The sequence below is a fragment of the Enterococcus sp. AZ080 genome (genome assembly GCF_051714945.1).
Taxonomy (GTDB): Bacteria; Bacillota; Bacilli; order Lactobacillales; family Enterococcaceae; genus Enterococcus_B; species Enterococcus_B pernyi.
In genome coordinates this window covers 922,065-936,832 of record NZ_JBIOSV010000001.1, presented here as the reverse complement: position 1 = coordinate 936,832, position 14,768 = coordinate 922,065, and the positions used below count along the sequence as shown (strand labels likewise).

General features: G+C 36.9%; 12 protein-coding genes and 1 riboswitch. Of the genes, 2 read left to right on the top strand and 10 right to left on the bottom strand.

Going from position 1 to position 14,768, the window contains the following annotated elements; genetic code table 11:
* The first annotated feature begins 185 nt into the window (after positions 1–185).
* Entirely contained in the window at positions 186–668 is a 483-nt protein-coding gene (locus IGK01_RS04385) for a TspO/MBR family protein (protein WP_010735901.1), read from the top strand.
* Between the two features lie 113 nt (positions 669–781).
* Here IGK01_RS04385 and IGK01_RS04380 read toward each other — a convergent pair whose 3' ends face one another.
* The 5 genes from IGK01_RS04380 to IGK01_RS04360 all read right to left on the bottom strand — a co-directional run bounded on the left by IGK01_RS04380 (position 782) and on the right by IGK01_RS04360 (position 6,481).
* Positions 782–2,545: a carbohydrate-binding protein gene (locus IGK01_RS04380; protein WP_438840517.1), complete on the bottom strand. Its 1,764-nt coding sequence runs from the start codon at positions 2,543–2,545 to the stop codon at positions 782–784.
* Positions 2,546–2,943: 398 nt separating this feature from the next.
* Positions 2,944–4,158, bottom strand: a complete 1,215-nt coding sequence (locus IGK01_RS04375) for an LCP family glycopolymer transferase (RefSeq protein ID WP_438840516.1) — start codon at positions 4,156–4,158, stop codon at positions 2,944–2,946.
* 836 nt (positions 4,159–4,994) lie between these two features.
* On the bottom strand, positions 4,995–5,195 hold the full coding sequence (locus tag IGK01_RS04370) for a cold-shock protein (protein WP_010735910.1): 201 nt from the start codon (positions 5,193–5,195) through the stop codon (positions 4,995–4,997).
* Between the two features lie 128 nt (positions 5,196–5,323).
* Positions 5,324–5,926, bottom strand: coding sequence for a superoxide dismutase (locus IGK01_RS04365; RefSeq protein WP_010735911.1), 603 nt, complete (start codon positions 5,924–5,926; stop codon positions 5,324–5,326).
* Positions 5,927–6,007: 81 nt separating this feature from the next.
* Positions 6,008–6,481, bottom strand: a complete 474-nt coding sequence (locus IGK01_RS04360) for a GtrA family protein (RefSeq protein WP_010735912.1) — start codon at positions 6,479–6,481, stop codon at positions 6,008–6,010.
* 188 nt (positions 6,482–6,669) lie between these two features.
* Between IGK01_RS04360 and IGK01_RS04355 the strand changes: the two genes are divergently transcribed.
* Positions 6,670–7,476 (top strand): DUF1189 domain-containing protein, encoded by an 807-nt coding sequence (locus IGK01_RS04355; RefSeq protein WP_010735913.1) that lies wholly within the window; start codon positions 6,670–6,672, stop codon positions 7,474–7,476.
* Positions 7,477–7,531: 55 nt separating this feature from the next.
* Here IGK01_RS04355 and IGK01_RS04350 read toward each other — a convergent pair whose 3' ends face one another.
* From IGK01_RS04350 to IGK01_RS04330, 5 genes are all read right to left on the bottom strand, one after another.
* Positions 7,532–8,479: a phosphoglycerate dehydrogenase gene (locus tag IGK01_RS04350; protein WP_224434609.1), complete on the bottom strand. Its 948-nt coding sequence runs from the start codon at positions 8,477–8,479 to the stop codon at positions 7,532–7,534.
* 216 nt (positions 8,480–8,695) lie between these two features.
* Positions 8,696–8,998 carry a HesB/YadR/YfhF family protein gene (locus IGK01_RS04345; protein ID WP_010735915.1) on the bottom strand — a complete coding sequence of 101 codons (303 nt, stop codon included), beginning with the start codon at positions 8,996–8,998 and terminating at the stop codon, positions 8,696–8,698.
* Positions 8,999–9,013: 15 nt separating this feature from the next.
* Positions 9,014–9,679, bottom strand: a complete 666-nt coding sequence (locus IGK01_RS04340; protein WP_010735916.1) for a potassium channel family protein — start codon at positions 9,677–9,679, stop codon at positions 9,014–9,016.
* Positions 9,680–9,865: 186 nt separating this feature from the next.
* A complete protein-coding gene (gene mgtE, locus IGK01_RS04335) occupies positions 9,866–11,257 on the bottom strand; it encodes a magnesium transporter (RefSeq protein WP_153830341.1) in 1,392 nt (463 codons plus the stop codon).
* Positions 11,258–11,402: 145 nt separating this feature from the next.
* A riboswitch (M-box (ykoK) riboswitch) is annotated at positions 11,403–11,578 on the bottom strand.
* Positions 11,579–11,662: 84 nt separating this feature from the next.
* Positions 11,663–14,734 (bottom strand): N-acetylmuramoyl-L-alanine amidase, encoded by a 3,072-nt coding sequence (locus IGK01_RS04330; protein ID WP_438840515.1) that lies wholly within the window; start codon positions 14,732–14,734, stop codon positions 11,663–11,665.
* Between the last annotated feature and the right edge of the window lie 34 nt (positions 14,735–14,768).

Genomic DNA, 14,768 nt, shown 5'->3' with positions numbered 1-14,768 from the left:
AACAACGTTTAAAAATCAACCTAAAAAAGCTTTTATCACCGATTTAATCACCTCGTCACTAATTTATTTCGGTCAATATGTACGCTATATCAACATTTTTTAAAATAACTTAATAAATCACAAGCCATAAATAGGTGCTGTTATAAATAATTATGTTAAACTGTCTAAAGAAAGGAGTTTTTGTTATGGTATACACTATCAATCGATTAAAAGATTATCGTTTGTGGGTTTGCATTATCGGAATCGTTGCTTTGGGATTTTTATCTGGCATTCTTAGCGGCAATCCAGGAAAATATTATTACTCGTTACAACTCCCAGCTTTTGCACCACCTAGTTGGATTTTTGGTCCTATGTGGACGGTCCTCTACATTTTAATAGGCATTTCTTTGTACTTTATTCTAAATACACAAAATCAAAAACACCGCTCTAAACTACTGTGGCTCTTTACTATTCAATTCATCTTCAACCTTTTATGGTCAGCTTTATTCTTCAACCTTGGAAATACTTTGATTTCAGCAATCGATATCACTTTATTAATGATTTTCTTAACAGCTTTGGTCTATCATTTATGGCTGCACAATCGCACAGCAATGTGGTTGACGATTCCTTACTATTTATGGGTATTTTTTGCATCTATCTTGAATTACGCGATTTTTATTTTGAATTAATCGATAGGTTTTAACTAATAACAACGTACTAGAATGAATCACACAACAATGATTTAAAAAAGCTACGTGATCGCTCACGTAGCTTTTTTATATGATTCTATTATTCGAATGTTTTATCCAACCTGTTTCCAAGGACCGTACAATCCAGCTTCGCTTGGCTTGTTGTTTTGTGTCCAATATTGCGCTTCATAAACGATCCCATTATACATCACTCGATTTCCTTGTACATAAACTTTATTCGCTTCCCACGCGGCGATCTCATCGCCACCTTCTGGCGTTCCTGAAATCAATTCCCAAGGACCATATTGGCCTGACTCGCTCGGTACATTGTTTTGCGTCCAATGCTTAGCGCGATATAAAGCACCTTTATAAGATACAACTTCTCCACCTAAATAAACCTTTGTCGCCTCCCATGCAGGTGCCTCCCCTGGTTCACCAGGTTCTCCCGGCTCCTCTGAATCTACTACATCCGCTAAAGTTGTGAATGCAACTTTTGCCGTATCCGAAATATTTCCAGAACGATCTTCTGCATTGATTTCTACCATATATTCTGTATCGGCTTTTAAGTTTGCAAACGCGTATGAAAGAGAAGTAGTCGTAACATTGATCGTTTGTCCATTCCCTACTAATCTCACGTTATATTTTGCCACACGGTCATTGTCAGTCGCCGCCGTCCAGTTGATATGCGCACTATTTTTTGTAATGTCCCCAACAGAAAGATTTGTCGGAACAGACGGTTTTTCTTTATCTTCCGGAGTTTCGCTTCCGCCGCCCTCATTACCTTCAGCAAATGCTTCACTCACTTTTAAGAATTCAAATTGGTTCTTTATTTGTCCTTGTCCACCATCTGTTTTTGCATCACGGTTCATCGACCAATAAGAAACCATACCAATTTTACGTTCTCTTGCATGTTCGACAACTTGATTGAACATTTCTGTCGTGAAGTACGGATGTTGTTCGTTCTCAAAACCAATCGAAGGAGTTGTACCTAATTTTGTATACGCTTCTTCATCAGTCAAAGTGATACCAGCATATTGGCGATAATGATTCTTCAATTGGACCATTGTATTGTCGACCGCATCTAATGATCCTTGTGCATAATCAATGACGCTCGGACCATAACACATCGTCATAATATTGACATTGGTCAAATCGACACCTGCTTCTAAATAAGCTTGCAATACGGATAGTCCAGTCGAAATCAAACCAGTCGGCATAACAGGTAATGTCAACGTTACTTGTACTCCTGTAGTATCTTGTAGTCGTTTGACTGCTTTCGCATTGAGTAAGTTTTCTGTATAGCCCATCGCCCCTGCTTCCACGTCAAAATCTACACGAGTAAAGCCATATCCTTGAACCACTTCCATATAAGCATCATAAAGCATATCTTCATCATGGCTGACTTCCCAGAAAGCACCTGTGTTCAGTCCACCAAATGAAACAGCAGCATCTCCACCAACCACTCTTAATTCACGAATTGTTTTTTTGATACCTTCATATTGCCATTGATCACTGTCATTCTCACTCAATCCGGCAAATCCGCCCCATGCCCAATCGATCTTACCATCTTTGATTCCTTTCGCTTGCATGAATCCTAAATTAAAGAATTTTTTCCCAGTTTCCTTTGCAATTGCCGCTAGATTCAACGCGCCATTATTCGACAACTCTGTACCTGATGTATAAGCTGTCATATCAACAAATGGTGCAACGACTTGTTCTGGCCATTCAATACCTTGACCTACACCAAAATCAGGTGTTGTTTTGATTGTTTGTTCTGTTGCTGCACTTTGTTGTTCATTCAAAAACAATGGTACGACTAGCAGACTGCATAATGCAGCGCCAGCCAATAATTTCTTTAGACGAACATTTCTTTTCATTAGTATGTATATCCCCCATCAACAATTTTATCTCGTGCTATGTATTTCCCTCTTGCACAACGATATCATAACAAATAAAAACTAAAAATATAACATTTTTAAATAAGAATTAGCGTTTTTTAATTTTGAGTATAAAAATAAAAATATATAAAACTACTCTGTTTTGAATAAATTAACGTAAAAAAATCTGATAAACAAACATTTTCAAGACATTTCTGTAATCAAATAAAATCTATCTATCATTTTAAATTATTTTCCGTTATAAGAAAAACACTTAAAACAAAATAAAAATAACATAACTTAAAAAACTAAAAAAATATCGAAATTTAAGGATGTATCCTTAAATTTCGATATCTACTCGTTTTATTTATTGTTTAAATCATAAGAACAAAGCTTTGTTAATAGCCATTGCCTGTCCAAGTCTCTGTGCTTTGATCATTTTGTTGACCGCCATATGAGTCATAATATTGTTGCTGGTTATACTGATTTGGGTCGTAGTATTGAGAGGTGTCTTCTGAATAGACCGACTGCTGACCGTACCCATCGGTGCCATACTGATTGTACGTATCTTGTGAATATTCAGATGTCTCACCGGTTGTGGTATTAGCAGTGGTATCTCCTTCACCATTTTCTGAGTCATCATAAAACATCATATAGGCATTATCATTTTTTAAGTTAGGCAACGTATCACTTGGCTTGATCTCTAATTGTTTTTTCAATTGATTTTGGATCGATAATAAGTCATTTTGACCTAGTATTTGGTAGTACACATCATTGATCGTCGTATCTTTTCCTTTTAGCTGGTCTTGCTTGATTGTTTGGAAAGCGGAGGTATAATTCGTTGCGATATCTAGCATGTCATCCCAATCCAAATCAGTTGTCACATTGTTACCTGCCGCATCTAAAAGTTTTCGATAATTGCTAACGCCATCAAGACTGAGTACTTTATTGACGATTTTCGTCACAACTTCTCGTTGACGTGCTTGTCGGCCGATATCACCTTCAGGATCTTCATGCCGCATTCTTGCATACGCCAACCCTTTTTCACCATCAACTGTTTGTTTTCCTTCTGGAACATGGACGCCATCTAGAGTAAAGTCGATTTTATTGTCGATCTCGATCCCACCTACTGCATCGATCAAGTCCTTCATACCATCCAAATTGATTGTGACATAGTGGTCAATAGGGATATCAAGTAATTGTTCGATCGAATCCATTGCCATCTCTACGCCACCAAATGCATAGGCATGGTTCAACTTATCGACCGTCCCATAACCGACGATATTCGTATAGATATCTCGATCCAAGCTAATAATCGTTGATTTCTTTTGTTGTGGATTGACAGTCACGACCATCATCGTATCGGATCTCCCTTGTTCTGTTCGTCCAAGGCCTCCTGTATCTAATCCTAATAATAATACTGAAAAGGGTTCTTGATCATCAATACTTACTCGATCGTCACGTTTTGCTGATACACGATCAGATTGTTTTGAAATCCGATTGACTGTTTGGCTCGCCTCTCCCATAAACTTGATTCCATAAGCTGAAACTCCGCCGATGAGAAGTACGACTATTCCCAACAAAGTCAATATCACTTTTTGCCACCGCTTCATACTACACCTCTATCATACATATTCTTGATTATTCTCTCATACACCCAATCATTCAGCAATCCAACTACTTAATCCTAATAAAACTTTAAAAAATAGTGTTTTTCTTCGTGATTCATATGTATTTTTTTTAAAATTCTTAATTATCATACCATAGGGCGCATAAACAGAAAAGAAAGAAAGCGATTCTTTTTATACGTTTTATTGGATTTTTATGATTTTTTGTTCAATAAATTAAAAAAACTAGTTTTTTTAACTTTGTTTATGCCTTCCTATTAAGCATTTCCAGCAAAAAAAGCGGAGAAATCCGGAAATGAAACAACTTCTCCGTTCTCTCCGTCTTTTTTATTTGTTATAAGTGATTGTTCAAGTAAATATTGTTAAAACATTCTAGTAGCTCTCCATACGCGAGAGATCGAAGCATTTTTAGTCATTGCCCCACCCACATTTTTTGATAAAGAGATCAAAGTAAAATTAGAAAGTGATTATCCTTTAAGTATCGAATTATTATATGTAAAAGTTTTACAAAACCATTTAGGTTTGTATTTGAATGTCCTTTTCACAAATGAATTATTGCTGAATCCTGAATTGATTATTCGTACAACTGAGGCCCCCACCAAAATAATCAGCTATGAAAATGAAATTCCTTATATTACTATCCGCAATGATTTTTCTACTTCAGATAATAAGCACTTAGTCCAAAAAATCAAAGAAATTATGTTTGGCAATAACCAAAATTAACTAATTTTTCTTGTAAAACCATTTTTTCCAGAAAGAGAAAATAAAGAAACAAAAAGAAGATACGGAAAGCCGTATCTTCTTTTTTCGTCAACATGATCTTATAATTTAGATACTTCAGCAGCTTGAGGACCACGCGCACCTTCAACGATAGAGAATTCTACTTCTTGGCCTTCTTCTAAGCTTTTGAAGCCATCGCCTTGGATTGCTGAGAAATGTACGAATACATCGTCTCCACCGTCTACTGTAATAAACCCAAATCCTTTTTCATTGTTGAACCATTTTACTGTTCCGTGTTCCATAAATATATAGCCTCCAAAAAAGTTCTTGCAAGTAACCCTTGCAAAAACATTATACCGAATTTAGAAAACGCTCGCAAGCATTGCCCCGTTAATTTTCTAAATTCCATGGCAAATGGAAGAACGCTATTTTAGCCTGCGAAATGCTTGTTCACTTCATCCCAATTCACAACATTCCAGAAAGCTTCAATGTAGTCAGGACGTACATTTTTGTATTTCAAGTAGTAAGCATGTTCCCAAACATCTAAACCTAGAACAGGTTTCTTGCCTTCCATCAATGGTGAGTCTTGGTTGGCTGTAGAAGTGATTGCAAGTTTACCATCTTCAAGTACTAACCAAGCCCAGCCAGAACCGAAACGTCCTGCCGCTGCTTTTTTGAATTCTTCTTTGAATGTTGCAAAATCGCCGAATGTTTCGTTAATTGCGTCTTTGATTGCTCCTGTTGGCTCGCCACCAGCATTTGGTGCCATGATTTTCCAGAAGAATGAATGGTTCGCATGTCCACCACCATTATTACGTACAGCAGTTTGAATGTCAGATGGAATAGCATCCATGTCTGAAAGCAATTCTTCTATTGTTTTTTCGCCTAGTTCAGGATATTTTTCGATTGCTGCATTTAAGTTTGTCACATAAGTATTGTGATGTTTGTCATGATGCAAATGCATCGTTTCTTCGTCGATATATGGTTCTAATGCATCAAATGCATAAGGTAGATCTGGTAATGTGTAAGTCATAAAAAAATTCCTCCTCAAATTTGTTGGGTCTCTTTACACTAAAAGAGTAACAAAGTGAGGGAAATTCTTCAATTGTTATGCCTAGTCTTCCAATTTTTTACTGGTTTCTGCTGGTTCTTCGATAATTTCTGTCTTGTTGAAAATAAATAATTTGCTAAAGACATAATTTGCCAATACGACTAAGATCTGTGTAATGATTTTAGCGACATAATCATTCATTTCCAACCCTTTGATCATCAAGAACATGGCGCCCATGTCTAGTCCATAAGAAACGATTCGGTAAAAAACAAATTTCCCAAATTCGATAAATAAATGCGTATAACTAGGAGATTTGGATTGAAACACCCATACCTTATTGGTGACAAATGCAAATAAAACAGAACAAATCCAAGAAATCGTATTCGATACTGGCATCGATAACTGGAAGATTTGTTGCGCGATTGCATAACTGACGAAGTTGACAACTGTTGCTAATCCACCAAAAAATAGATAGATGAAAACTTCCCAATATCCTTTACTTTCTAAATAGCTTTTAAATTGAACATAAATCTTCATTTTTCTACCTACCTTATTTATCATTCTTTCCTATCATACTCTATCTGCTAATAATTTTCATCTCTAGAAAACAATGATCGATAAGAATATAACCTTATCTATCGTGAGAGAATGTTTTAGAACTCTTGTAATTCATAGCATACTCCGCTAGAATTGCTAGTGATGACAATTCTACAGAAGGAGTAATTATGACAACAAAACAACTAATCATTAGCTCATTTGCTCGATTCACCGAGCTTAAAAATGCTAAAAACGTATCATTTGGAAAATCATTAGTCTATCTTTTATGTTTGAGTGTACTAATGGCATTACCTATTTCTTACCAAATTTTTCAAGTGCTGGACACTATCAAGTCCGATGGTCAAAAAATTGCAGCTGAAATTCCAGATTTTAAGATTCGTGATGGACAAATCGATTCGCCAACAAATGAAGGTTTTATTTATCAAACGGATTCGATTATCTTTACCTTTGACCCCGAAGGAAAACGTACCCCTGAAGATATCTCTTCAGATTTGATAGGGAATTTCCTAAGTGTCGGTCTGCTAAAGGATAAATTGGTTCTAGCTTTACCGAATACCGGCACGACTTCGGCATTGCTGAACAATAATCAGTTTGAATTTGAGTACACGAATAATGCTTTAAAAAATCTAACTGGCGAAAGCTTACGTAGTACATTAAGTGAAGCAACGATCCCTTTTTGGATCAAAGCATTAGTATTTTTGATTTCCATTTATCCTAGCTTTTTAAATCTGATCATCACTTTACTTATGGCAAATTTTGCGGCTTATGTATATGCAAGATTACGTTTAGCTAAAGTAACTTTTCTCGATTGTCTAAAAACAATGATCTATGCGATATCATTACCCACTGTTATTGCAACGATCCTGATGATTTTTGCACCAACTTTTGATACAACAGCGTTTATTGCATTTGCGGGCATATTCATTTTTGCTCAAGCAGTCAAAGGCTGGCCAAAAATCCAATTACCAAAATAAAAGAATCTCTGGGAGAGGTAGTCATTACACACCTCTTCTAGAGATTCTTCTTCATTTAATAGCCTTCATTCAAATCGATTTCATTTATTTCTAATTCTGTTTTGTCTACGTAGGATTTTAAGTTTGTTAGAAAAATATCCATAAACTTCGTTTGGAAATGTGGTGTCTGACCTGCAATATGAGAGGTGATCAACACATCTTCTCTTTCCCATAATGGACTATCTTTTGCTAATGGTTCTTCTTCAAACACATCTAAAGCCGCAAAAGCCAGTTGACCATCGTCTAACGCAGCTATTAAATCAGATGTTTTTACAGAAGGCCCACGTCCTACATTGATGAATAGCGCTTCTTTATCAAAAGCTTCAAATACTTTTGCGTCAAACAACCCTTTTGTCTGATCTGTCAAAGGTAAGATATTCACCACAATCGTTGCTTTCGGTAAGATTTCTTTTAATTTCTCTAATGGATAAGTCTCTTTGAATCCTTCCACTGGATGTCCAGATGTATTGATGCCGATACATTCTAAACCAAATACAGCTGCATGTTGTGCCAATTTTTTTCCAATATGTCCAGTTCCTATAATTAGTAATTTTTGATCTGCCAATGCTTGATAATGGATATCTGATCCTAGCCACTCTTTATGGAACTGCGCTCGTTGGGCTTGGAACAATCCACGAGAATAGCCTAAAATAATGCCCATGGTATGCTCGCTGATCGATTCTACATGGATACCACTCGCATTGGAAAGTAAAATATCTTTGTCAGCGAATTCGTTTAATGGAAGATTATCTACTCCAGCAGAAATCGATTGGACCCATTTTAAGCTGTCAGAAGCGAATATATCTTCTTGATAATCTCCATTCCAGCCGATACTGATCGCTATTTCAGAAAGTTCGTCGGATGCTACTTCCGTTTGAAATGAATATTCTGGTGCTATTTCTTTGATCTTTTCGATAAATTCTTCACGAAATGAACGTACTGAATAAATTATTTTTTTTGTCATCACACCCATCCTCTCTACTTATCAGTCTAGCTTAATCCCTCAAAAGAATGAAGTATGTTGCACTTCATTCTTTGAATGACTTTTTCCTATAATGAACACAGTAAAAGTGGATCAGCGTTTGACTGTCTAAAAAAAAGCCTAACAATCCGAAAGTAAGTAAAACTTACTTTTCGTTCGTCAGGCTTTTTTCCTAAAGATAAAAGACTATTTCTCACCTTATACATCTGCTGTTTCTTGGAAATGATACGTTGGTTCCTCTAATTGTGGATCATAATCAACAACCAGATCATATCCTTTGAAGAACCAATCATCGGCTTCATCAATAAAGAATAATAGACCATCGATCGTTTCTTGTTTCATCGGACGTTCTGGTAACTCCACAGACATACCGATTGAAAATCCCTCATGTACTTCTGTTTTGCCATATACTTTCCCAAAAAAACGGATACCATAATTTTCAGGTAAATCTACCTCTGCTTGAAACCATTCTTTTGCTTTGTCCGTTATTGTTAATTGCATGTGATGAGCCCCTTTTTATTGATTCATTTTATCATCAAGTATATCTACATCTTCTGTTTCTCCGATAACAAGTAAATTATCATTTTCACGTACATATTCGTCTGCGGCTGGTGACACTACGACAGAACGATCGAAGCGTCGGATGGCTACCACAGTCAAATCAAATCGCTGTCTGAAATTTAGTTCTGCTAATGTTTTATTAAAGAACTTGGGATTAGATACCCGAATCTCAGCGAGCGAGAATTTGTCTGACAGCTCTAAATAATCCAAAATATTTTTAGAAACAAGATTATGTGCGATCCGTATCCCCATATCTCTCTCAGGATGAACAACGCGATCTGCACCGATCTTTTCAAGAACACGAGCATGATACTCATTTTGTGCTTTGGCTAAGATATTCGGAACGCCCATTTCTTTAACCATCAGTGTCACTAAAATACTTGCTTGGATATCTTCTCCAATTGCTACGATCACATGATCAAAATTTCTGATTCCTAAAGATCGTAAAGTCATTTCATCTTGTGCATTCGCAACCACTGCATGTGTTGCGATATTCATATATTCATTCACTCGGTCTTCACTGCTATCAATAGCTAAAACTTCTTGACCAGCTTCGACTAACGTACGACAGATACTGCCACCAAAACGTCCAAGTCCTACGATTGCAAAATTCTGTTTCACTTTTCTCCTCCTTTATCCATTCCATTTCAAGTATAGCAAAGCCACTGTAAAAACAAAAGCAACCCTGCTTTTCTTTACGGAAAAGACTCATTTTAATGGAGGATCAAGAGAAGGCCTACTATGGTAGATCATAGAATATTTCTTGATGTTTCTACTAAAAAGGTATGGCTATATTACTAATTATTCCTACAATAGGTAGCCTAAGAATACGTTAACTGAAATAAAGTAAATAAACAACCCAGCAATGTCTTTGATCGATGTAATAATCGGTGCAGATCCAGCAGCTTGATCAATATTCAATTTCAATAAGATAAAAGGAATCAAAAAACCAAGGGCGGCAGCTAAGGTCATTGCAAAGACCAGAGAGATCCCCACAGCTACACCTAACAATGGTATGCCTTGCCACACAGAAGCGACTATTCCAGATACGATCCCTACAACAATCCCTAAACTTAGACCAATCCCTGTTTCCTTCAAAAAGTGCTTGATAAATGTGTTGAGATCAATGTGCCCTAAAGATAATCCACGAACAAAAACCGTCGATGATTGCGTCCCTACATTTCCACCCATATCCATGATCAAAGGAATAAAAATAGCAACAGCAGCCACAGATTCTAACGTTTGTTCAAACTCATCGATTACTAGACCAGCTAACATCCCTGCAACCAATGTGATCGCTAAGAAAGGCAACCGGACTTTCCATATTTGCCAAAGATTCCCGTTAATCAGTACTGTACTACGATCAGCTTCTACAGAGGCGACGTCTGCTAAACCAGCAGCATTGAACATATCCTCGGTCGTTTCTTGCTCTAAGACATCGATGGCGTCATCCACTGTCACAATACCTACTAGTCGTGTTTCTTTATCTACGACGGGAATAGCGATCAAATCTAACTCTTGTAACAATCGTGCAGTTTCTTCTTGGTCTGTATCTGTGGTTACATAAGCGACGTGCTTGATCATGATTTCTTCAATCTGTTGATCACTTTCTGCAATGACTAGATCCTTTAACGATAGTACTCCTTCAATTTTTTTCGCCATATCTGTCACATACAAAATATAGATTGTTTCCATTTCTTTCGCTAATCTTCTGATTTTATGCAGTGCTTCTTCAACAGTCATTTCTTTTTTAATTGAAATAAATTCAGTCGTCATGATCCGTCCAGCTGTCTCATGTTCATAGCCCATCAATCGATTCGTTGTTGCTCGCTCTTCTTCAGAAAGCTCTGCCAATAGTTTTTTAGTCACACTTGCTGGTAGTTCGTAAAACAACCTTACCCGATCATCTGGAGCCATCTCATTCACAAATTCAATCACACCATCATCCGTAAACGAACGAAGCAAATCTTGTTGGACAGACGGTTCAAATGTTTCAAAGATTTCGAGGGCTTTGTCTTTTGATAATAATCGAAAGACCAGTACTTGCTTATCTAAAGGTAACGTAACAAATAGTTGGATCAATTCCACTTTCTCGATCGTTGCTAAATAGTTCTTCAATTCTTCAAGCTTTTTTTGCTCAAGATAATTAAGAATCTTCAATTGTGTTTCTAGGTTATTTGTATCATTTAATGTTCTCATCTCGTATTCTCCTTTGTTACATCGTTTTTTCGATATAAACTTGTTGGATGGATTCGTTTGGAAAAAACAGGAAGTACATAAAAAAGACGGCCTCCAAAAGAAGCCGTCTCATAAGATCCCATCAAAATGGTACCAGTGTTTACCTGAACGAACTTCTCGTCTGAGCTTTAGCACTAAAAGACGTAATTCTGGAAATATAATCCAGATAGCTACGTTAAGCACGCCTTAAGCCGACGTTGCCTGTTATACCCTGTGGCGTCTCTCGACGTTTGAGGGCAGTAGCCTGTGTTCTTTTAGGAGCCTCACCTAACAAGTTTTTATAATTAAACCCTACAGGTAAAATTGGTTTTTGTCAATAAGAGGATTAATATTTGATAAAAAATTGATAAAACAGAAATGATTACTTTACAATCTTTCTCCTGTCACTCCTTCTACAATCCCTTTAGCAATTTGATCCATGTTTCTACGAATATTTTCTACATCACGAGTATTGGTGATAAATCCTAGTTCCGCTAGTCGATAAGGGATACCACGAGAATGTAGTACATTCAAATTCAATAAATCACTTCTTAAGTTGATACCACCGGTATTTTGAACAGAGCCCCATAAACCTACATGTGTGCGTATCACATTAGCAATGGCATAATTTTGTGTCGTATATGAGTTGCCGTTACGATGCGCAATCACATGCCCACCAGTACTAATACCAATCGCTCCTGCATCTAAATGAAATTCTGTTACAGAAGAAAAACTACTACTAATCGTATACGCACCCTGCATTCTACGAGTGTCTTGGAACATATCCGCATTTGTATCATAAAAGGTTATACGATTTGTTTTTAAGCGCCCTGCCCATTTTTGTAAATATGGCATAAGTTCATTTCTTGTAAAGTCTCGCTCGTTGATACCGTTATATGAAGCCCCTGGATCTCCTGCTCCATGTCCCATTACAAATAGATGATTGATTGAGATTTGGTACGGATTTGACGTAGGTCCTGGCGCTGGTGCTCCTTTTTTAACTAGTACAACTTGGATAGCTTCCATTTGTAATGCTACATTGGACGTCCCAGCATTTTGACCGTTTCTGGCCCAATCTAACCATCCAAGTTGCGCAGAGTGAACTCTATAATAGACATCATAATGTTGACTTAACTGACCAGTTAATCTCACCCTTATCGCTTCAGCTCGTAATTTTCTACCCTCTGTTCCCGAAAGAGTATTATTATTCACATAGTTTTGCCAGCCAATCGATTGAACGTGTGTACTATATTCTATTGTTCCTGGAATAGGTGTACTAGAGATATTCATTCGTAATGCTTCTAATCTAAAGCCACGTCCCACTGTTCCCGCAGTTGCACCATTCATTTGATAACCTTGCCAACCAATCGATTGACTATGCGTTTGGTAATTAACATTAGGATTTTTTATTGTATCCTTATCATAAAAGGCAGTACTAGCTGCTGGTCCAGATTGCCCTTTGGCTACCAGCCTTACTTCCATAGCTTCCATCTGATAACCAAATCCTGCACTTCCTGCATTGCCATTATTTTTTGTCCAACCTAGCCAACCAAAATAAGCTGAGTGCACGCGATAATAAACATCATAGTGTTCTGCTAACTGACCAGTTAAACGTATTCGAATTGCTTCTGTTCGAAGTTTACGATCAGTTGTTCCGGAAATCGCATCATCTCGCACATAATTTTGCCAACCAATAGAACGCACATGACTAGAATATTCAATGGAGCCAGGGATTGGTGTATCCGAAACATTTATTTTTACAGCCTCTAATCTTAATCCACGATTCATCGTTCCAGCAGTTGAACCATTTGACTGATAGGGTTGCCACCCGACTGACTGACTGTGCGTCTGGTAATTGACATTAGGATTAGGGAGTTTATCTTTGTCATAGAAAGCTGTGCTCTGAGTTGGGGCAACTTCTCCTTTTTTGACTAGTTGGATCTGGATAGCTTCCATTTGGTACCCAAATCCTGAACTACCTGCATCTTCGCCATCTTTTGCCCAACCTAACCAACCAAAATAAGCTGAGTGCACACGATAATAGACGCTATATTGTTCACTTATCTCTCCAGTCAAGCGAATCCTAATTGCTTCTGTTCGTAAAGAAAGATCTGTCGTTCCTGATGTAGCACCATTTTTCACATAATTTTGCCAGCCAATCGTTCGTACATGACTACTATATTCAATATCGCCATTTAATGAATTATTTGGTAATTGGATTTTAATGGCTTCAATTCTTTTACCTTGACCAATCGTACCTGCAGTAGCACCATCAGCTACGGTACTTTGCCAACCGTAAGTTTGCACGTGTGTTTGATAACTGACGGATGGTTTAGAAACTTCTGCACGATTGCTCACCGTTTGTTCTGGGCGATTCGCTTGGGTTATTGAATCATTGTTATTTTTTTCTACTTGTATGTTGAACTTTCCTAATGTTCTCTCGCCATCTTTTAATAATACTTCTGTTTCACCGATTGCTTTTGCTGTCACCAGACCCTTTTCATCCACTTCAACAATATTATTGTCTACTGATACCCAATTTGGAGTAATAATCTCAGCATTTTCTGGAACAAGCGAATACTCAAGTTGTTTAGTTTCGCCTTGGATCATTTCTATTTTTTCTTCTTTTGGAATAATTGATTCAACGCTATTTTGTTCTAAAAATTTCACGTCTACAGTGATATCTAGTGAGCGATTAGATGTTTCTTCTAAAATTGCTTTTTGTGAAAACTCTACTTGGTAACTATAATTTAGTGCCGAAGGTTCAACAGTAGTAAAAACGGATCCATTGTATTCCCAATTAGTTGAGTTAATATCGATCTTATTTAATTCCGGTTTTAGATTGTCTTGATTGATCACCCATTCACGATCATCTTTTGATGCTTCTGCATTAATCAATTGTTCTTTCCCGTTAAAATAAGTCAAATGATCATTCATCGACAAATCAATTGTTGACAGTTTATTTTTAGAAACATCAAGGTAAGTTAACTCTGAAAGAGCCGAGACATCTACTTGTTCTAACTCATTATTTTGAACTTCCAGTTTTTTTAACTGTTTAAAATATTCGATACCATCCAATGATTTGATATTTCTACCACTAAGATCCAACTCAGTTGTAGCCAATAATTCATCGGATAATACGTTACTATGATTCTTCTCCATCATTTCAATCAATACTTGACGGAAATTTTGATCTGGGAAATGAACTTCATCAACAGAAATATCTTTAGATGAATTTTCTGCAGAGTTTTCTGTTGTTCCTGTGGTTTCCTCTGTGGTGGGATTAGTACTTTCTATCAAAGGGACATTAGATGATGTTGCTGTAGTTTCGTTTGTTTGCGAAGTACTTCCTTGTGACGTATTTGTTCTATCGTTTATCGATACTGCGTAGACACTTGGCGTGATCGAGCCTGACAGTAATAAGAAACTTAATAACATGCCTATCCAATTTTTTCTCATGACATTCTCCTTTATTTTTTAAATCGAACTTATA

Bases quoted from the DNA above. Each gene is read 5' to 3' on its own strand.
- IGK01_RS04385 (WP_010735901.1), top strand. From the start codon at position 186: ATGGTATACACTATCAATCGATTAAAAGATTATCGTTTGTGGGTTTGC.
- IGK01_RS04380 (WP_438840517.1), bottom strand. From the start codon at position 2,545: ATGAAAAGAAATGTTCGTCTAAAGAAATTATTGGCTGGCGCTGCATTA.
- IGK01_RS04375 (WP_438840516.1), bottom strand. From the start codon at position 4,158: ATGAAGCGGTGGCAAAAAGTGATATTGACTTTGTTGGGAATAGTCGTA.
- IGK01_RS04370 (WP_010735910.1), bottom strand. From the start codon at position 5,195: ATGGAACACGGAACAGTAAAATGGTTCAACAATGAAAAAGGATTTGGG.
- IGK01_RS04365 (WP_010735911.1), bottom strand. From the start codon at position 5,926: ATGACTTACACATTACCAGATCTACCTTATGCATTTGATGCATTAGAA.
- IGK01_RS04360 (WP_010735912.1), bottom strand. From the start codon at position 6,481: ATGAAGATTTATGTTCAATTTAAAAGCTATTTAGAAAGTAAAGGATAT.
- IGK01_RS04355 (WP_010735913.1), top strand. From the start codon at position 6,670: ATGACAACAAAACAACTAATCATTAGCTCATTTGCTCGATTCACCGAG.
- IGK01_RS04350 (WP_224434609.1), bottom strand. From the start codon at position 8,479: ATGACAAAAAAAATAATTTATTCAGTACGTTCATTTCGTGAAGAATTT.
- IGK01_RS04345 (WP_010735915.1), bottom strand. From the start codon at position 8,998: ATGCAATTAACAATAACGGACAAAGCAAAAGAATGGTTTCAAGCAGAG.
- mgtE (WP_153830341.1), bottom strand. From the start codon at position 11,257: ATGAGAACATTAAATGATACAAATAACCTAGAAACACAATTGAAGATT.
- IGK01_RS04330 (WP_438840515.1), bottom strand. From the start codon at position 14,734: ATGAGAAAAAATTGGATAGGCATGTTATTAAGTTTCTTATTACTGTCA.